Source organism: Rhodococcus sp. IEGM 1307, assembly GCF_030056915.1.
GTDB classification, from domain to species: domain Bacteria; phylum Actinomycetota; class Actinomycetes; order Mycobacteriales; family Mycobacteriaceae; genus Rhodococcus_F; species Rhodococcus_F opacus_D.
In genome coordinates this window covers 58,516-77,349 of record NZ_JASHKW010000023.1, presented here as the reverse complement: position 1 = coordinate 77,349, position 18,834 = coordinate 58,516, and the positions used below count along the sequence as shown (strand labels likewise).

The following is an 18,834-nucleotide window of genomic DNA, read 5'->3' as shown; positions in this document are numbered from 1 at the left end:
TGTGAAACAGGGGCGGGTGAGATCGGAGCAGTAGCCCCATCTCACGGCGCCGCGGTCAGGCCCGAGCCTCGCCGTACTCGGCGTCGGTGACCTCGGATTCCCAGTTCGTGGCACCCAGGGTGACCGATGTGTGCAGCATGAAGCGATCGTCGGCGGCACCGTGCCAGTGACGAACGCCGGGCGGAGTCCACACCATGTCGCCGGCGCGAACGGTGACAATTCCGTTCTCGTCGGACACATGCCCTTCGCCAGCCATGACGATGAGCAGCTGGCCGCCGACATGCGAGTGCCAATAGGTCCGCGAACACGGCGCGAAAAAGTTGTTGCCAATCGCCACCCCGTCGGTCGGCGCCATCACCATGTCGCGCCAGGCCTCACCGGTGAAGGTCCCCTGCGCCAGGGCGGACGGCTCGCTGTTTGCTCCCCTGATAACTGTCAACATGGAATCGAAACTACTTTCTCTGTATATGCGTTGTTATCGTTTGACATTTTACACATTGCTCGAACGTGCATGCACGTATTCCGTCCGTTCGGGTCACCCACCGCGTAGGGCTCTACCGAGGCGAGTCGCGGCCGTGAGAACCATGTCCTTCGCAGTTTCGATGAGCGCAAGATGGTGGGCGAACCCGTGCATCTGGTCGTCGGCCACGAGGAGCGTCACCGGCACCTCGGCTTGCCGCAGCAGTCGTGCGTATTCGATCCCCTCATCCCGGAGCACGTCGTACTCCGCAACGCACAGCACCGTCGGGGGCAGGTCCGCCAGAGAACCCTGGAGTGGAAACAGGTGGGGATCCTCGCGCACCCACTGCGACGGTAAGTACGCATCCCAGATCCACTTCATGAACGACCGATCGACGGTGAACCCGGGACCACGTTCGCCGTAGGAGGGCGTCCCCGGGTCCCAGTAGTCGAGCACGGGATACAGCAGGAAGTGCGCCGCGAGCTGGCGCGCGCCCCGCTCTCGGATCCGTTTCGCCAGTGCGGTCGCGATGGTCCCGCCGGCGCTGTCGCCGCCGAGAGCGAATGCGCCCGGCTCAACATCGAATTCGTCACTATTGGTGAGCAGCCACTCGAACACGACATCGCCATCGTCGATCGCAGCCGGATACGTGTGCTCGGGGCTCCTCCGGTAGTCCACCGAGAAGACGCTGCACTGCGCGACCTCGGCGATAGTCCGGCACAGTTCGTCATGCGTATCGAGGTCGTTGAAGACCCAGCCGCCCCCGTGGAAGAAGACGAGCGCAGGGTTCCGATGGCCGGGCGGCCGATAGGCACGCACTCGGATACCCCGATCCCCGGCGGGAACGATGAAGTCCGCGACGCGCAGCGACGACGGCTCGGCCTGCCTGATGAGTGCCGAGCGCATGCGAACACGAGCAGCCTCGAGTGGAATCTCGTAGGACGGGGGCAACTGGGTGGCGGCCACCCGCATTTTCTCCGCCGCTGGGTGCAGCGCCTTCGGGCGCAGTTCGTCCATGCTCACTCGGCCCTCGGATTGATCGCTACCCATCCCGGGAGGGCCGCACGATGTCAACCACGGGGATACCACTCGGCCATGAGCTGACTCTGATCCGCATCGCCGCCGAACCGCTCGATCGCCGTCTCCGTCATCTCTTCCACGAGATGTCCGATCGGCGTCGCGTGGTTCATGCTCGCGGCGAGTTCGTTTGCCAGGTGAACATCTTTCCGCATGAGATCGAGGGTGAACCCCTGCAGCTTGTAATCGGGCTCGCTCAGCAGAGTCGGGAACGTGTACTCGGTCGTGTAGTTCCGCCCGGTCGAGCTGTTCAGCACCGCGACGACCGTGGACTGCTCGATACCGCACGCCTGCCCGAGCCGGATGGCCTCCAGCGCGGCGAACCGATTGCAACTGTTCAGAAGATTGTTGACCAGCTTCATCGCGTGACCGGCACCGACCGGCCCCACGTGATGGACGTCCGGCGTCACCGCCTCGAGCACCTCGACAACCTCTGCGAACACGTCGTCGTCGCCACCCACCATCAGGGTCGCCGTACCCTCGCGGGCCCGCCGGACACCGCCCCCGATCGGCGAATCGAGGAACTTCACTCCACGTTCGCCGAGGGCCGCAACGACCTGGTAATCCGCCGTGGGGGTTCCGGTGGTGATATCGACGACGACGGTGCCGACGGCGAGGTCCTTCGCGATCCCCTCGTCCCCAAAGAGCAACTGATCGACATGCGTCGGAGCGGGGAGGCACAGGAACACGACCCGACACGTCCGGGCGATCTCGGCCGCGTCGGTGAAGGTGGCGCCGGCGGCGACCAGTTCGTCCGCAGCCACACGGTTGCGATCGTTGACGTACAGATCGAAGGGCTCGACCAGGCGGCTCGCAATCGCGGAGCCCATCGCCCCGATCCCGATGAATCCAATCTTCTCACTCATAGCATTGACTCCTTAACTGTCCAATAATCCAGCTGGCCCGGCGAAGCCAGCGACTCAGTCCACAGCGATGGACGCGCCGAGGTGCCAATCAACGAAGGCCTGGAGGCCGTCTTCGATCCGGGTGCCCAGGATCGGACCGAGGTCTGCGAGCATCAAGTCCCGGGACACCTGCTGATACCGCACCAATTCGGGCTGCCAATCGATCGTTGCCGCGTCGCCCCCGACGAGTTCGACGAGAATGCGAAACAGCTCAGTGGTGTTGATCGGCTCACCGACCACGTTGATCGCCTTCGCCCCGGAGTCGACGTCGATCGCGGCAAGAAGCGCCGCGGCCGCATCATCGACGTACACCAGATCGTGAAGCGCGTCGGGCGCCCACCGCACCACCGGGGCCCGGCCCGCGCGCACGGCGTCGATGGCATCCATCATCATCCCGCCGATCGAGTTGTCCCGGTTTACTCCGGGACCGTAGATGGTGCCGAGCCGCAGGGAGATGAACTCCGCCCCTCCGGTGTTCGCATGCGCCTCGAGATATGCCTCGACGGCCAGCTTGCTGGCTCCGTACATACCGATGCCGCTCCCCTCGGCGACCTCGTTCTCGCGATGCCGGTACGTCCGGCGCTTCGCGAAGTTCCCGTAGACACTGTGCGACGAGCCGTAGACGATGCGCCGCACCCCATGGCGCTTTGCCGAATCCATCAGGCCGTAGGCGGCCGCCACGTTCACCTCGAATGCGGCCCAGGGATCGTCGAGCCCTGCCACCGCGCGAATAGCCGCTAGATGAACGATGCTTCCCGACCTGGCCACCAGAGCATCAACCGCCTCTCGATCCCGGAGGTCGATGTCGCATCGCTCCACGTCGGACAGTTCACCGAAGGTCTTGGATCGGTCGGTCCAGTGCGAATCCGCGGCCAACACGCGATAGCGGCCCGATGTACTCAGCTGCTCGACCAGCCTCGATCCGACGAATCCGGAAGCACCGGTCACCAGCACGACTTCTTTCGATCCCGTCACGCCAACCTCTTTCGATTGTTCCAACTCACCCGCCCACACCCCCGAGCCGACGAAAAGGATCGAAGACGCAGTGACATTCGACACACGATTTCAGCAGATATTTTACCAGCTGTCAACTATCTGACTTATGATATTCTGTGCACAGAGTCCTTGGCTAGCAGAAGCCCGACCGTGAGATCGACGCGCACGAGCGATCGGCCGTGGCTTACCGCCACAATGCCCATCAGGACGAGGAGGACGCCCCCGCCCCTCACCCGACGTTCCCACCCAAAGGAGATAGAGCAATGCTCATGGAACACCGACACGGGAAGTTGTTCGTCGATGGTCGATGGATTGCAGCGCGCGGCGAGCGCATCCCCGTCGTCTCCCCGGTCAGCGAAGAACTCCTCGCCGACGTGGCGTCGGCATCGCCTGCCGACGTCGATCTCGCTGTAGCCGCGGCCCGCGTGGCCTTCGACACCGGCCCGTGGCCCCGCATGTCGCTCGACGAGCGCATCGCCGTCGTACGGCGGCTTCGCGGATTGTTGATTGACCATGCCGAACAGATCGCGGAACTGATCACCACCGAGATGGGGTGCCCGATCACCCAATCCCGCACCATCCAGGCAGCGAACCCCGTGCGGGTGATCGATGCGTATCTCGACTTCATTGATGAGTACCCGTTCCGCACCGTCCGGTCGGGACCACTCGGAAACGCATTGGTGACAAGAGAACCCGTCGGGGTGGTCGGGGCCGTCGTCCCCTGGAACGTGCCGATGGGTATCAGCATGCAGAAGATCGTGCCGGCGATCCTCGCAGGATGCACATTCGTGCTGAAGCCGGCACCGCAGACGACGCTGGACGCGTACCTGCTGGCTGAGCTCATCGAACGGGCGGGGTTCCCCGCAGGTGTGATCAACGTCGTGCCCGCCGAACGCGAGGCATCGGAGCACCTGGTCGCGCATCGCGGGGTGGACAAGGTCACCTTCACCGGTTCAACGGACGCAGGTCGCAGAATCGCATCGCTGTGCGGCGCGAATATTCGTCGTGTGACGCTCGAGCTCGGCGGCAAGTCGGCCGCCGTGATTCTGGACGATGCCGACATGAACGCGACTGCCGAACTGCTCCGTATGGGTTCCTTCAGGAACAACGGTCAAGTCTGTACTTTGAAGACTCGCATCCTCGTCTCCGAGAAGCGGGAGAGTGAACTTCTAGATTCGCTCGCGGCGATGATCGACACGATGGCAGTCGGCGACCCGCACCACGATGCGACCGAGATCGGTCCGCTGTTCAGTGAGCGCCATCGCACCACGGTCGAGAAGTACATCCGAATCGGTCAGGAGGAGGGTGGCCGAATCATCAAGGGCGGCAACCGCCCCGCCGGCCTCGAGCACGGATGGTATGTGGAACCAACGATCATTGCCGGAGTATCCCGAGGCGCAACCGTCGCACAGGAGGAGATCTTCGGGCCGGTGGTGTCCGTGATGACCTACCGCGACGAAGAGGACGCGATCGCCATCGCGAACGACTCGCAGTACGGCCTCAACGGTGCCGTCTTCTCTTCGGATCTCGAACGCGGACTACAGGTCGCCAGCCGGTTGCGCACCGGCGTGGTCGAACTGAACGGCAGTCCGATCGGACTGCAGTCGCCGTTCGGTGGATTCAAGATGAGTGGAATCGGCCGAGAGAACGGGGTCGAAGGATTGGAGGCGTACACCGAACTGCGGTCGATCGGCCTGCCGGCGGAGTTCGCGCAATCCCTGGCCTGACCGCCACGGACGGACTACAAACGTGGAGGCCCGGAACCGAGAACTGGTTCCGGGCCTCCGACGTTACGGATGAGCTACTCACCACGCATATGCTGCCGGAGCCTCACCGCCGGGCCCCGGGAAGATCTTGTCCAACTCCGCCATCGTCTCCGCGGACAACGACACGTCCAACGCACGAGCGCTCTGGTCGAACTGTTCGACGGTCCGCGGCCCCGCAATGATCGTGGAGACGACGGGATTCGCCAGCAGCCAGGCGGTCGCGACGTCGGAGGGACGCTCACCGATCTGCCGGCAGAGTGCTTCATAGGCCTCCAGCTGGGGACGGATCCGCTCGATCCGGGCCTGCATTTCGGGGCGGCTGCGGCGACCGCTGCTGGCGTTGTCGAGCACCCCTCCGAGGAGGCCACGCCCCAATGAACTCCATGGAATCAGCCCGATCCCGTAGTTGCGCAACGCCGGAATCAACTCGAGTTCGATTGTCCGCTCGGTCAAGTTGTACAGACTCTGCTCCGAAACCAGACCGAGAAAGTGGCGGGAATTCGCGATGCATTGCGCGGTCGCGATATCCCATCCCGCGAAATTGCTGCTACCGACGTAGCTGATCTTTCCCTCCCGGACCAACTGCTCGAATGCCTGCCACACCTCTTCCCACGGCGTGGTTCGGTCGACGTGGTGCATCTGATAGACGTCGATGTGGTCGGTCTGCAGCCTGCGGAGGCTCGCCTCACACGCCCTACGGATGTGATAAGCCGAAAGCCCGCGATCGTTCGGACCGGTGTCCATCGGCTGGTAGACCTTGGAAGTCAGGACGATCCTGTCCCGTCGGGAGGGGTCCTGTGCCAGCCACTTGCCGATGATTTCCTCGGAAGTGCCGAATCCCTTCTCCATGTCGGGAGTCTGCGGACCACCGTAGACATCCGCCGTGTCGACGAAGTTGATGCCCAACTCTACTGCGTGATTGAGAATCTCGAAGCTTCCCGCCTCGTCCGTGACGAATCCAAAGTTCATCGCTCCCAGACCGATTCGACTCACCTTGAGCCCAGAACGCCCCAGCCTGTTGTATTCCATTTCCCTCTCCTTAAGTCTCATTCCGGAGCCGCCCGAACCCCGATCACGATGATCCACGCACCATTCTCAGACCTGCATGATGTCGTTCCCGCCGCCCGGCCAGCCCCGTGCGCGCACCGCTCTAATTCGCCAAGCTGTACTGCTCCATCACGTTGAGCACCAGCCTGCGCACCTCGGGCCGGGCGATCAGGGCGATATTCGCGGCCAGACTCTCCTTCAGCGCGGCGTCCAGCTCGACCGTCGCCGCGGCACGCGCGATCCGCTTCGCGTTCGCATACGTCGCCACCGGCCCGTGCGTCATCTCGCGGGCCACCTCGGCCGCCCGGCGTGCGAGGTCCTCGGTGTCGCACACCTCGCTCACCATGCCGGCCGCCAGTGCCTGCGCGGCATCGATGAATTCGCCCGTCGCAATCATCCGGGATGCCTTCTCCAGACCGATCAGCTTCGGCAGCAGGTACGCACCGCCGGCCACCGGCACCATGCCGAGGTTGACATAGCTCTCGGCGAACCTCGCTTGGGACGCGGCCAGGCGCACGTCACAGGAGAGTCCGAAGTCCAGCCCGCCGGCAGTCGCGTGGCCGTTGTATGCGCCGACGACCGGAACCGGGGTGTTCCACAGCAACCGCACCGTGCGCTGCACGGCCGGCATCCAGGTGACGGCGAGGTAGTCCATCAACCCGTCGGCACCGTCGGTGGAGTACACCGCGTACATGTCCTTGACGTCGGCGCCGGCGCAGAACACCTTGCCGGTGCCAGTAAGCACCACCGCACCGATGCCCTCGGTCTCGGCGAGGTCGGCAACCGCATCGCCCATGCGGGTCACCACGTCGGGGGTGACCGAGTTGCCCCGGTCGGGCCGGTTCAGTCGTACCGTGCCCACACCGTCCACGGTATCGATGACGATGTCATCGGTGGACTCGATCACTGCGTCAGCCACGTTCCTTCACCACTTTCGTTACGTTGCGCGGCACCACGGTAGGGTCCTCGACCCACGACCGCACCAGCCGCTTGATGTCACCGCGCGCGATCTTCGCCGCCTTCGAGGCGCGCGGGATCGGATCGGTCGAGATGTACACGTGACCCGGGCGTTTGAACCCCGCCAGGTTCTCGCGCAGCACCGCGGCCAGCTCCCCGCTCACGTCGGCCCACAGTGCGTCGATGTGCACGTACGCCGCCGGGGTCTCGCCCCATTTCGGGTCCGGCACGCCCACCACCACCGCCTCGCGGACCATCGGATGCAGTTCGAGTGCCCGCTCGATCTCCACCGGCTGGATGTTCGTGCCACCCGTGATGATGGTCTCGCTCGCACGACCGACGATGAAGATCCGGCCGTGCTCATCGAAGTGCCCGAGGTCGGAGGTCCGCCACCAGCCGTCCGGCAGGGTCCGATCGGCATGCTCCACCTCGCCGCCCAGCAGGGTCGGTGCCACGCTCGCGGTGCGGATCACCAGCTCGCCGTCGACCCCCGGCTCCGGCCGGTCCTGGACGGCACCGTCGGCGTACACGGAGAACTCGACGCCCGGTACCGGCCGGCCGATCGAGGACCACAGCGATCGGTCGCGCATCTCGGCACGGGTGAGCAGCGTGGTCGACGCCGGGGCCTCCGTCTGCCCCCAGCAGTTGATCATCGCATCGGTGTACTCGGTGAGCACCTCGAGCGCAGGCAGCGCGGCGGGCTCACCGGCGAGCATCAGGCAGCCCAGCGACGAGGTGCGAAGCCGTTCGAGGCCCGTGATCTCGGAAAGCCGCCGCAACATCGTGGGCACCGCGAACATCCAGGTGATGCCGCGATCGACGATCACGTCGAGCATCTGCTCAGGATCGAACCTGGTCATCACCACGTTGGTGCCGCCACACAGCAGCGTCGGCAACACACTCCAACCGCCGGCGTATACCAGCGGCGCCACCTGCAGGGTGCGCGGCGATGCGCTGGGCGCACTGGTGCTCATCACCCAGGTGTTGCCGAGGATCGCCGCGCGGGCCCCGCGATGCGTGATCGGGATGCCCTTGGGCTTTCCTGTCGAGCCCGAGCTGAAGCGGATGTGATAGAGGTCGTCGGGCCCGGTGGCCGCCTGCACCGGCCCGGATGCCCCACCGGCGACCAGCTGGTCGAAGGAGGTCCACCCGTCTCGTGCGCCGATGACCACCTTGTGCACCGCGGAGCCTGCGAGCACGCCGTCGAGCACCTCGGCCGAGGACGGATCCGCAACGACCAGCCCGACGTCGGCGAGGTCCACGCACCGCCGCAGCTCGTTCGGGGCGAAACGATTGTTCAGCGGCACCTTGACCAGGCCCGCCTTGAGCAGGGCGAACTCCAGGACGACGTACTCGATGTGGTTCTCGGAGACCCATGCCACCCGGCCGCCGGGCCGCAGGCCGAGACCGATGAAGGCGTTCGCGAGCCGGTTGGAGGCGGCGACTAGCTGCTCGATCGTGAGCGACCGCTGACCGGTCGCCTCCTCCACCGCGATCTCGTGGCCGGGTCGCCGCTGGACCTGGCTCATCAACTGCACCACGGTCTGAGCGACGGCCGACGATTGTGCGCTCATATTCAGTTCTGCCCGAATCCGATTGGCATGGTGGCCACCGACAGGCCACCGTCGACCACGATGGTCTGGCCGTTGATCGCAACGCTCTCCGGCGAGCACAGGAAGGCCATCACGTCGGCCACCTCTGACGGGGTCGCGTAGGCGCCCGAGGGGGTCTGGGTCAGCCAGTTCTTCGCGTAGTCGTCCCAGGAATCGCCGGCGTACAGCCGGAACGAATCGGTATCGATCGGGCCGGGGCACACTCCCACCGCGGTCACGCCGTCACCGGCGAGCTCCACGGCCAGGTTCCGGACAATGGACTCCATGCCCGCCTTGGCCGCGCCGAGCAGGCCGTGCAGCGGCAGCGCCCGGAAGCTGTCCCAGCCGCTCACCGCGAGCACCCGGCCCCCGTTCCGCATGTGCGGCAGCGAGATACGGACCAGATCCAGGAATCCCTGGATGGTGATGCCCATGGTCTTCTCGATGTGGTGCGCGCGGATGTCCATCAACGGTTTGAACGCGCTGGCTGCGGCGTTGGCCACTACCACGTCCAGGCGGCCGAACCGCTCGACGGCGGCGTCCACCAACTGCTGTACCGATTCGGTGTCGGAGATGTCGGCCTTGAGCGCCAACGCGGTACCGCCGACCGCCTCGATCTCGGCGACGGTCTTCTGCGCCGACTCGTCGTCGCGCCGGTAGTTGACCACGACGTTCGCGCCCTTCGCACCCAGCTTCAGGGCGAGCTGCTGGCCCATTCCGCGGGATCCGCCGGTGATCAGGACGGTCTTGCCTCGCATGTCCATGGATGCCTCTCGGTGTTGTTGTGACGAGCGCGGGTGATGCGCTTGATCGAAGGTATGGGCCGGCTCTACGAGCCCATGGTCAACCCACCGCCGACGCACAGCGTCTGGCCGGTGATGTAGCTGGCGCCGTCGCCGGCGAGGTAGGCGATCGCGTCCGCGATCTCGGACGGCTCGCCCAGGCGGCGCATCGGAACGCCCCGCAGGATGCTATTCAGCACGGCGTCGCCGCCGCCCTGGGCATCGTCGCCGCCGGCGATGCCCTGCTCCACCAGCAGCGGCGTCGAAGTGATGCCGGGCGCGACGGCGTTGACCCGGATGCCGTAGCGGGCCCACTCGCGGGCCAGCGACTTCACCAGGCCGATCACCGCGGCCTTGGCCGCGGAGTACACCGCCTCCCCGGAGGTGCCGACGGTACCGGCCTCGGACGAGGTCAGCACGATGCTGCCGCCGCGCTCTCGCATGGCCCGCGCCGCGGCGGCCGAGAGGTAGATCGCCGACATCAGGTTGACGTCGATGATCCGCTGCCAGTACTCGGGCGTCTCGTCGAGGAACTTGGTGATCGCGGTCCAACCGACGGTCGAGATCACGGTGTCGAGATGCCCGACCCGCGCCACCGCCGCGGCGACCAGCCGGTCGCAGTCCTCGTGCCGGGTGGCATTCCAGGACTCGCCCAGGTCAACGATGTTCTCGTGCTCGGCGGAAAGCGCCGCCACCGCATCGGCATTCAGATCCGCGGCGACCACGCACACACCCGAGCCCGCCAACTCCAGCGCGGTGGCACGTCCGATGCCGGAACCGGCGCCGACCACCAAAGCAGTGCGGGTCTCGTTGTTCTCTGCCATGAAAATGTCTCTCCTCGTCATATGGGCGGCTACGGGTTGCGGCGCGCCGGTCTCACACCCGCGGACGGTGCGCATACTGCCAAATATTAAACAAGTCTAATGTCTAACAATTTCTCAACGGAGCTCGTCGTGCGCCCAGCTCAGGGCCTCCACGACCGGAACCAGGCCAAGGCTGGTTCCCAGCATCAGGATCACCGCCTGCTCGATCGCCTCGACGGGCACGCCCGCGTCCCGCGCGCGGTTGCAGTGCACGCGGAAGCCACCCTCGTTGCGGGTCACGGCGAAACCGACCAACAGGCTGAGCTCACGCTGCCCGGGTTCCAGCGGCCCGTGGGCGTCCTGGGCCACGCGCAGCGCGCGGAACGCGTCCGCGGCGGCAGAGGAAGTCTCCCGCAGCCGATCCAGATTGGAGATGAAGCTCTCATGCTTGCTCAGGGGGTATTCGGGTTTCATTGGTGTTCTCGTCCCTTACCTCGAAATAGGGGTCAGTTGCTGGTATCGCCTGCGGCGAGCCGCGCCAGGGCCGGCACGTGGTAGCCCTCCGCGTATTCCGCGCCGGCCTGTCGGATGGAGGCCTCGGGGGCACGGGCGTACAGCCGACGACGGCTCACGAACGAGCCGGACTGGCGGTGCACCCGCACCGCCGCCTCGACCGCTGCGACCAGGGAGACGGTGCCGTCCAGCAGCGGGGCACCGTCGACCTCGCGGATGTTCACCGCGTTCAGGAACGCGGTCAACCGCCCGCCGGCGGGAATCACCACTTCGGCACCCTTGTCCAACGAGGCGCGGGCGGCGGCGGTGAACGAGTCGATCGCCTTCTGCCGGCCGTCCGGATCGGAGAAGCAGGCATCCAGCTCATGCGGCGTCAGCCCCATGCACTCGATGCTCGCCAGCCGCTCACGCAGACCGTACTTGGCCACGTTCTCCTCGAACCGGCCGCCGAAGTAGGGGTTCACGCCGACCAGGGAGAACTGGCTGCCCATCATGCAGGAGGTGAGCATCGAGGTCTCCCCCAGCCCGAGGACCGGGATGTCGACCATGGACCGCGCCTCGCGCAGCGCAGGGTCGAGGATGTTGCCGATCGCAATCGCGTCGAAGCCGTCCTGTTGGGCCTCGATCGCGGAGTCCATGATGGACACCCAGTCGAGGACCTCGAAGAACCGGAAGCTATCGATCCGCCCCACCCGGGTGCCGCGCAGCTCGACCTGGGTGCCTGGCGATTTCACCTGGTCGATGTACGACCTCAGGTAGGGGAAGTAGTTCGGCGAGTACTCCTCGCGGGACATGCTGAGGTAGAGGATCTTCATCTGTTTCATCCCACTCGTTCGAAGATTGCGGCGAGGCCCTGGCCTCCACCGATGCACATGGTTTCCAGCCCGTACCGCGCACCGCGGCGGTCCATCTCGCGGAGCAGGTTCGCCAGGATCCGGCCCCCGGTCGCGCCGATCGGGTGGCCGAGGGAGATGCCCGAACCGTTCACGTTGACCCGGTCCAGGTCCGCGTCGGTCAGCCCCCAACCCCGGAAACAGCCGAGGACCTGCGCGGCGAAGGCCTCGTTCAGCTCGATCAGGTCCATGTCCGACCAGGACAGCGAGGCCCGCGCCAGCGCGCGCTCTGCCGCCGGGACCGGACCGATCCCCATACGGTTCGGCTCCACGCCCGCGAGTGACCAGCTGACGAGGCGGGCGAACGGCTTCAGGCCCAGCTGCTCGGCCTTCGCCCGCGTCGTCACGATCGCCACGGCGGCGGCGTCATTCTGCCCGCTCGAGTTGCCGGCGGTCACCGTAGCCCCCGGAAGCGTGGCGGCCATCATCGGCTCGAGCCGCGCCAGCGACTCGACTGTGGTGCCCGGGCGGGGGTGCTCGTCCCGCGTCACCACCAGCGGATCACCCTTGCGCTGCGGCACCGAGACCGCAATCGTCTCGTCGTCGAACAACCCCGCCGCCATCGCGGCACCCGCCCGTTGCTGCGACCGCGCAGCCCAGGCATCCTGCTGCTCGCGCGTGATGCCGTAGTCGCGTCCGACGTTCTCCGCGGTCTCGATCATCCCGCCCTCGACCGGGTACCGCCAGCCGCCCGAGTTCCGGCGTGGCGCCGCGAGGCGGTCCAGCAGCTTCGGCTGCCCACCGGCGTTCCAGCGACCGTTCGGGATGTAGTACTCGGCCTGACTCATGCTCTCGGCCCCTCCAGCCAGGACCAGGCCAGAACCACCGGTGGCGACCTGCATGCAGGCGTACAGCACGGCCTGCAGACCCGAACCGCAGCGGCGGTCGATCTGCAGCCCCGGCACCGTGACATCGAGGCCGGCGTCCAGCGCCGCGATCCGTCCGATGGCCGCGGCCTCGCCGTTGGCGTAGCCCTGACCGAAGATGACGTCGTCGACATCCGCACCGGCCAGGCCGGTGCGCTCGGCCAGCCCGGCGATCACCGTCGAGGCCAGGGTGGTGACCGGCACGTCCTTGAAGATCCCCCCGTACCGACCGACGGGGGTGCGGACCGGTTCGCAGATGACTGTTTCTACAGTGGTGTTCGTCATCGCCTAGACGCTCGACTCTCCGCCGTCGACGGCGATGGTTTGGCCGGTGAGGAAGTCCGGCGCGTTCAGTGCCAGGTAGGTGACGACGTTCGCCAGTTCCTCCGGTGTACCCATCCGGTACGCGGGGATCCCGCGCAGCACCTTCTTGTACGCCGCCTCGTCCGCCCGCATCTCGGCGTTGATATCCGTGGCGATGTAGCCAGGCGCCACCGCATTCATCTGGGCACCGAAGCGGGCCCACTCGGCCGCGACCGAGCGGGTGAAGTTGATGACCGCTCCCTTCGACGCGCAGTACGCCGAGAAGCCGGGGCGGCCGACCAGGCCGAACACCGAGGCGATGTTGATCGCGCGACCGGCACCCGCATCCCGGAACCGCCGCCCGGCCTCACGGCTGCTGAGGAACAGGCCACGGACGTTGGTGTTGAAGATCCGATCCCAATCCGCCTCGTCCATGTCGACCATGTTGGTCTGGGTGGCGATTCCGGCGTTGTTGACCAGCACGTCGAGCTTCCCGAAGGCCTTCTCGGTGTCATCGAAGAGGCCCGAGATGGACTCGGGATCCATGACATCGGTGGGACGGACCAGCGCGGTCCCCCCGTCTGCCTCGATCGCGTCCCGCACACCCTCGAGCGCGGATACGGTGCGGCCCGACAGGACGACCTTGGCACCTTCCTTGGCGAGCGAGCGCGCGACGCACTCCCCGATGCCGCGCCCGGCCCCTGTGACGACTACCACTGCATTAGACATGTATGTAATATGTCTGACAGCTAGCTTTCAGTCAAGCTGTCATCACAGACTTATCCAGTCACGCTGTCATCACAGACTTATCGCAGAGGAGTTCGATCGACATCATGAGACGTCTCGTGCGCACCGAGGGCCTGACCGCCGAGCAGGACGAGATCCTGGCCGTTGTCCGTCAATTCGTGGACAAGAAGATCATCCCGGTCGCCACCGAACTCGAACACGCCGACGAGTACCCGACGGAGATCGTCGAGGGGCTCAAGGAACTCGGCATCTTCGGCCTGATGATCCCCGAGCAGTACGGCGGCCTCGGGGAGTCGCTGCTCACCTACGCCCTGGTGGTCGAGGAGATCGCCCGCGGCTGGATGAGCGTGTCCGGCGTGATCAACACGCACTTCATCGTGGCCCACATGCTCAACCAGCACGGCACCGAGGAGCAGAAGCTCGAGTACCTGCCGCGCATGGCCACCGGCGAAGTGCGCGGCGCCTTCTCGATGTCGGAGCCCGGGCTCGGCTCGGACGTCTCGGCCATCACCACCAAGGCCACCAGGACCGCCGACGGCTACGAGATCACCGGCCAGAAGATGTGGCTGACCAACGGCGGATCCTCCACCCTGGTGGCAGTGCTCTGCAAGACCGACGAGGGCTCCGAGTCGGTCTACAAGAACATGACCACCTTCCTTGTGGAAAAGGAGTCCGGCTTCGGCGAGACGGCCCAGGGGGTCACCATCCCCGGCAAGATCGACAAGATGGGCTACAAGGGCATCGACACCACGGAGATGATCCTCGACAACCACCGGATCTCCGCCGACCAGGTCCTCGGGGGCACCCCCGGCAACGGCTTCTACCAGATGATGGACGGCGTCGAGGTCGGGCGCGTCAACGTCGGCGCCCGGGCCGTCGGCATCGCGAATCGCGCATTCGAGCTCGGCATCCGGTACGCGCAGCAGCGCGAGACGTTCGGAAAGCCGATCGCGCAGCATCAGGCGATCCTGTTCCGGATCGCGGAGATGGCCACCAAAGTGGAGACCGCGCACTCCATGGTGGTCCGTGCCGCCCGGCTCAAGGACGCCGGCGAGCGCATGGACGTCGAGGCGGGGATGGCGAAGATGATCGCCAGCGAGTACTGCAACGAGGTCGTTCAGGACTCGTTCCGCATCCACGGCGGCTACGGCTACTCCAAGGAGTACGAGATCGAGCGACTGTACCGCGAAGCGGCGTTCATGCTGATCGGCGAGGGCACCTCGGACATCCAGAAGATGATCATCGGCAGATCCCTGCTCAAGGACTATCGAATCTAGACCGAAATACGGCGCGCAGAAACGACAGAAAACAGGAAGCCGGCTTGATTCATCAAGCCGGCTTCACTGGTCGCTTCTACCAGGCGTAGTCCTCGGGCGCTGTCCGATACCCCGGGAATATCGTATCGAGACGTGATGACGGCATCGAGACTCAATTCAAGCGCCGCCGCAGCGTCGTCGAGATCGTGTTCGGTACGCGGCCCCACGAAGGGTGCCCGTGATCCCGTGCGCACCAGCACCCACGCGAGAGCCATCCGCGCCGGCGGGACCCCCACACAACAGTTTCATACTCCTTCAGCTACCTCCGGCACCCGCGAGCTGCTCCTACGTGAATCGGGCCCCTGGACTTCGCAGCCGATTACACCCCGATGCAGCGGGCCCATGCCAGAATTCCGATGAGCACGCTGCGTCGTTGCCGGAGCGCGATCTGGCCAATGCGGTGGGCAGGTATGTTTTGCCGACGCCCACGGCGCCGAGGACCAGCCTGCAGTGGCCGGCGTCGGCGAAGCGCAACGAGACCAGATCCGACAACGCCCGTCGTAGTGCAGGTCGTCGAGTGCGTTTCAGGTGTCGATCCGCATGTTCGAATTCAACCCGGCCTTCGCCGAACGTATTGGTGCCGAACGCGATTCGCGGCGTGACACTTCGTCGGCCAAACAGTTCCAGGAAGGCGAGTTGGCTGAGCTGGTGCTGTCGGGCCAGCGCCAGTCGCTGCGGCAGGATGTCCTTCGGTGCGCCGAGTTTGAGGGCTTTGAGATCGCGATCCATCAAAATTTCTTTTCCACATTCGATCATCGAGCACCCCTCGACGGGTTTGATACCAGTGCTCCGGCCGCCATCGTGACGACCGAAGCCCGCCGTCCATGTTCGACGGCGGGCTCCTGGTCTTCACCTGCGAGGTTGTCGCTTCGTATCCGTCACGTGGCGGCTAATCGACGGTGCCGGCGCCGCTCGTACTCGTCACGCGGCACCTCCGGTGCATCCTTCCGACCCAGGTCGTCCATATGCACCCGGTAGGTCTCCCGCGTGAAGTAGGCGGCGATGGCTGCGACTACGCCGATACCGAAAACGACCGACCCGACGATCACCGGCACATTCGCGCCGGGGGGAGCGATGACGGCGAAAACGGTCGGCATGATCGCTGTGGCCATGCCTGCGAGGTTTTGCGGGATTGCGAATCCGGTGACACGGGACCGGGTCGGGAACTGTTCCTGGAAGGAGCTCGGGAAGACTCCTTGGAACCCCTGAAAGGCCACACCGTATGCGAGGAGTCCGAACACGAACATGAGAGCGACGTTATGAACACTGATGAAGTACAGATAGCCGAAACACAGGGCCGTAGAACTGAGCATGCCGAAGATCAGACACGGCCGCCTGCCGATCTTGTCAGACAGGGCACCGGCCGCTGGGACGAGCAGCGCGGCCACCGCATTGCCAATCAGCGAGAGCCAGAGGAGGTTCGCCGGAGTGAACCCATTGCCATAAGCCTTGTTCGTCGCGAAGGTTGCGCCGAACACCAACATAACTACAGGAATGATGGTAAGCAGCATCATGATGAACACGCGCACCATGTCGGCGCCGTTGCTGCGAACGGCCTCCACAATAGGTGAGGGCGGCGTGTTGTCACCATCCCGCTCCTCGAGGAATGCCGGCGTCTCGTTCACCCTGCGTCGAATAATAAGACCAATGAGGACCACGACCGCGCTCAGCAGGAACGGGATCCGCCAACCCCATGAGTGGAAGGCTTCATCCGGAAGCCACGTGGCCATCGGCAAGAATGCCGCCGCCGCGAGAATCTGGCCGACCGCGACGCCCTGCATCGTGAAGCTCGTGTAGTAGCCGCGCCTTCCGAATGGCGCGTGCTCCATGATCATCGCGCTCGCCCCGGAGATCTCCCCACCGACGGCGAAGCCTTGAACCAAGCGCAAGACGACCAGGAGGGCCGGGGCCCAGACACCGATGGAATGGTAGGACGGAATCAGCCCGACACAGAACGTTGCAACTCCGATGATGAGCATGCATAGAACGAGGACATTCTTCCGTCCATGCTTATCGCCCCAGTGACCGAGAACGAATCCACCTATCGGCCGCGCCACATAGCCGACGCCGTATGTGGCGAAGGACGCAACGATCGCAACCGTCGGATCCGCCCCCGGGAAGAAGAGCGTGGGAAACACCAGCGCGGCGGCTTGTGCGTAGATAAAGAAGTCGTAGTACTCGAGCACCGAGCCGACCCACCCGCTCGCGGCGGCCTTCTTCGGCGTCTTCGCATGCCCTGCCGGTTCGCCTGAGCCGAGCGGCTCAACGATCTCATCACTCAATGGACTCTCTCCTAGCAACGGCAACTCCGAGGCATGACGCTCGAAATCGACTGTGAGCTCTACCACTGTCAAGTTAGACCATCGTTGACACTGATGCAATAGTCAGCCGATTAACTGTCCGACTTATAGAGAGGACTTCTATCTGACAGTAATCAGCGATCTCCACGATTCAGCCGAGCGCCAAGGGCACTGCGGGCCGGGCGCGCTCGCAGTCCGGCCACCGGGGATTCGTTCTGCGCACCCGTGGCGGCGGTTGCGGGTCACGCCGTGCGAATCAACCAGGGCGTCTGGCTCACTGTCCGCGTGAGCGCGACATCGGGCACCCGGCCTTCCGGCGCCGGCCAGCCACGGTATCGCGTTCGAGGGCAACATCCACTACGCGGACGTTCGGACCGAGCACAGTGGGGCATCGGCAGGCGAGGCACCCCGCGTAGATTCCGGATGATCGGACGACACAGCCAGCCGAGCAGGGTCGGCTGCACCAGGACATGACCCGATCGAAATCGACCCGCACGTCCCATCCATCCCCGGCGCGGGTGACCGGCAACCGAACGCGGGCACACTGCGAGCCCCGCGCCTCGATACGAATCGTGGGCGTGCCGCCGTGGCAGCGCGTCGACTGCGACCAGTTGAGGGCGAGGTGATGTCGACCGGAGTCTTCACGAGCACTGGTTTCACCCCGTCCCGGGTGCGGATGCAGACATGTTCTGCGCGGTCAGACGGACCCGGTCGGCTTGGCCGACAGTCGATCCGGTTCGAACTGAGCATCGATCGAGGACAAGATGAAAGCCACCGGGGTGCTCCCCGTGGTAGCTCGAATCCGTCATGGCCTCCCGGACCGGTTCTTCGCCGACACCACCTCCGCGCTCTCCGTCGGCACGAAGAAGTCGGATGCCGAGGCTGTAGCTTTGGGTGCCTCACGCGCTCCCGGCACGGTTGAGCAAATAGGTCTGCGGAGGTAATCGTTTGATGGGATTGCCTCGGCCCTGAACGCCCCGTACAGTTATTGCACTGCAACACAATCCGATCGTCTCCGTGAGACGATGCGCTCCAGCTGGGATACGCGTCACCTGACCGAGGTCGAGAAGATTACGCTCGATGGGACGGTGCCCTCTTCCACCAGCCGCGAACCGCCGGGTTCCCGCGACACACTACTGGGAGGCCAAGGGCTTCGTACTGGTAGGCGTGACGAAGTCCCTCCAGATTTCAGAGCATCCACTCAAGATCGACGAATCGGCATGGCCGCAATGCCAATTAGTCGACGCTGGAGTGTTGCTGCATCGCAGCTAGCGGGCAGCCGGGGCTACATGCGGCGCGACTTCAGTGTCTGAACCGGCAGCCTTACAAGATAGGGACTCGTGTCCGCGGCGCGAATCGGCAAGCGAACCTCCGGCAAACTATCTTCTCGATCGAACTAGAGGCGCTCCTCGCCTGCGAACAGATGGTAGAGAACGTCACCCACCATGTGCGAGAACGACTCGCGCTCGTCGATGAGCTCTCGGGCGTCACGGCTCACCGACCCACCAGCC

18 protein-coding genes are annotated in these 18,834 nt (G+C 65.1%); 2 read left to right on the top strand and 16 right to left on the bottom strand.

Translation table 11 applies throughout. The features are described from left to right. Positions 1 to 55: 55 nt before the first annotated feature. The 4 genes from QM841_RS34255 to QM841_RS34240 all read right to left on the bottom strand — a co-directional run bounded on the left by QM841_RS34255 (position 56) and on the right by QM841_RS34240 (position 3,417). The gene (locus QM841_RS34255) at positions 56 to 442 is read right to left on the bottom strand and encodes a cupin domain-containing protein (RefSeq protein WP_005242263.1); all 387 of its coding nucleotides are present in this window, start codon (positions 440 to 442) and stop codon (positions 56 to 58) included. A 93-nt stretch (positions 443 to 535) separates the two neighbouring features. After that, positions 536 to 1,510: an alpha/beta hydrolase gene (locus QM841_RS34250; protein ID WP_283335343.1), complete on the bottom strand. Its 975-nt coding sequence runs from the start codon at positions 1,508 to 1,510 to the stop codon at positions 536 to 538. Positions 1,511 to 1,530: 20 nt separating this feature from the next. Then, positions 1,531 to 2,403, bottom strand: coding sequence for an NAD(P)-dependent oxidoreductase (locus QM841_RS34245; RefSeq protein WP_283335342.1), 873 nt, complete (start codon positions 2,401 to 2,403; stop codon positions 1,531 to 1,533). Positions 2,404 to 2,457: 54 nt separating this feature from the next. Continuing rightward, positions 2,458 to 3,417 (bottom strand): NAD-dependent epimerase/dehydratase family protein, encoded by a 960-nt coding sequence (locus QM841_RS34240; protein WP_283335341.1) that lies wholly within the window; start codon positions 3,415 to 3,417, stop codon positions 2,458 to 2,460. 290 nt (positions 3,418 to 3,707) lie between these two features. Between QM841_RS34240 and QM841_RS34235 the strand changes: the two genes are divergently transcribed. After that, positions 3,708 to 5,165: an aldehyde dehydrogenase gene (locus QM841_RS34235; protein ID WP_283335420.1), complete on the top strand. Its 1,458-nt coding sequence runs from the start codon at positions 3,708 to 3,710 to the stop codon at positions 5,163 to 5,165. Positions 5,166 to 5,243: 78 nt separating this feature from the next. Here QM841_RS34235 and QM841_RS34230 read toward each other — a convergent pair whose 3' ends face one another. From QM841_RS34230 to QM841_RS34190, 9 genes are all read right to left on the bottom strand, one after another. Further along, positions 5,244 to 6,233 carry an aldo/keto reductase gene (locus QM841_RS34230; protein ID WP_182624944.1) on the bottom strand — a complete coding sequence of 330 codons (990 nt, stop codon included), beginning with the start codon at positions 6,231 to 6,233 and terminating at the stop codon, positions 5,244 to 5,246. A gap of 121 nt (positions 6,234 to 6,354) precedes the next feature. Further along, positions 6,355 to 7,170 carry an enoyl-CoA hydratase/isomerase family protein gene (locus tag QM841_RS34225; RefSeq protein ID WP_283335340.1) on the bottom strand — a complete coding sequence of 272 codons (816 nt, stop codon included), beginning with the start codon at positions 7,168 to 7,170 and terminating at the stop codon, positions 6,355 to 6,357. Then, on the bottom strand, positions 7,163 to 8,782 hold the full coding sequence (locus QM841_RS34220; protein ID WP_283335339.1) for a class I adenylate-forming enzyme family protein: 1,620 nt from the start codon (positions 8,780 to 8,782) through the stop codon (positions 7,163 to 7,165). The genes QM841_RS34225 and QM841_RS34220 overlap by 8 nt, the downstream gene beginning before the upstream one ends. Positions 8,783 to 8,784: 2 nt before the next feature. Further along, entirely contained in the window at positions 8,785 to 9,558 is a 774-nt protein-coding gene (locus QM841_RS34215; protein WP_143767456.1) for an SDR family oxidoreductase, read from the bottom strand. Positions 9,559 to 9,629: 71 nt separating this feature from the next. After that, on the bottom strand, positions 9,630 to 10,406 hold the full coding sequence (locus QM841_RS34210) for an SDR family NAD(P)-dependent oxidoreductase (RefSeq protein ID WP_283335338.1): 777 nt from the start codon (positions 10,404 to 10,406) through the stop codon (positions 9,630 to 9,632). Between the two features lie 114 nt (positions 10,407 to 10,520). Then, complete coding sequence (locus QM841_RS34205) at positions 10,521 to 10,859, bottom strand: carboxymuconolactone decarboxylase family protein (protein ID WP_005242288.1); 339 nt, start codon at positions 10,857 to 10,859, stop codon at positions 10,521 to 10,523. Positions 10,860 to 10,891: 32 nt separating this feature from the next. Further along, positions 10,892 to 11,722, bottom strand: coding sequence for an aspartate/glutamate racemase family protein (locus QM841_RS34200; RefSeq protein WP_025432700.1), 831 nt, complete (start codon positions 11,720 to 11,722; stop codon positions 10,892 to 10,894). Then, complete coding sequence (locus QM841_RS34195; RefSeq protein WP_283335337.1) at positions 11,719 to 12,942, bottom strand: acetyl-CoA C-acetyltransferase; 1,224 nt, start codon at positions 12,940 to 12,942, stop codon at positions 11,719 to 11,721. The genes QM841_RS34200 and QM841_RS34195 overlap by 4 nt, the downstream gene beginning before the upstream one ends. Positions 12,943 to 12,945: 3 nt before the next feature. Further along, positions 12,946 to 13,689 carry an SDR family NAD(P)-dependent oxidoreductase gene (locus tag QM841_RS34190; protein WP_283335336.1) on the bottom strand — a complete coding sequence of 248 codons (744 nt, stop codon included), beginning with the start codon at positions 13,687 to 13,689 and terminating at the stop codon, positions 12,946 to 12,948. 104 nt (positions 13,690 to 13,793) lie between these two features. Between QM841_RS34190 and QM841_RS34185 the strand changes: the two genes are divergently transcribed. Beyond that, on the top strand, positions 13,794 to 14,984 hold the full coding sequence (locus tag QM841_RS34185; RefSeq protein WP_283335335.1) for an acyl-CoA dehydrogenase family protein: 1,191 nt from the start codon (positions 13,794 to 13,796) through the stop codon (positions 14,982 to 14,984). Here QM841_RS34185 and QM841_RS34180 read toward each other — a convergent pair. The 3 genes from QM841_RS34180 to QM841_RS34170 form a co-directional block, all read right to left on the bottom strand. Continuing rightward, positions 14,981 to 15,223, bottom strand: coding sequence for a hypothetical protein (locus tag QM841_RS34180; protein ID WP_156517706.1), 243 nt, complete (start codon positions 15,221 to 15,223; stop codon positions 14,981 to 14,983). The two genes, QM841_RS34185 and QM841_RS34180, sit on opposite strands and share 4 nt — an antisense overlap. A gap of 85 nt (positions 15,224 to 15,308) precedes the next feature. Beyond that, the gene (locus tag QM841_RS34175) at positions 15,309 to 15,779 is read right to left on the bottom strand and encodes an ATP-binding protein (RefSeq protein WP_283335334.1); all 471 of its coding nucleotides are present in this window, start codon (positions 15,777 to 15,779) and stop codon (positions 15,309 to 15,311) included. A 122-nt stretch (positions 15,780 to 15,901) separates the two neighbouring features. Further along, a complete protein-coding gene (locus QM841_RS34170; RefSeq protein ID WP_283335333.1) occupies positions 15,902 to 17,305 on the bottom strand; it encodes an MFS transporter in 1,404 nt (467 codons plus the stop codon). Positions 17,306 to 18,834: the final 1,529 nt, after the last annotated feature.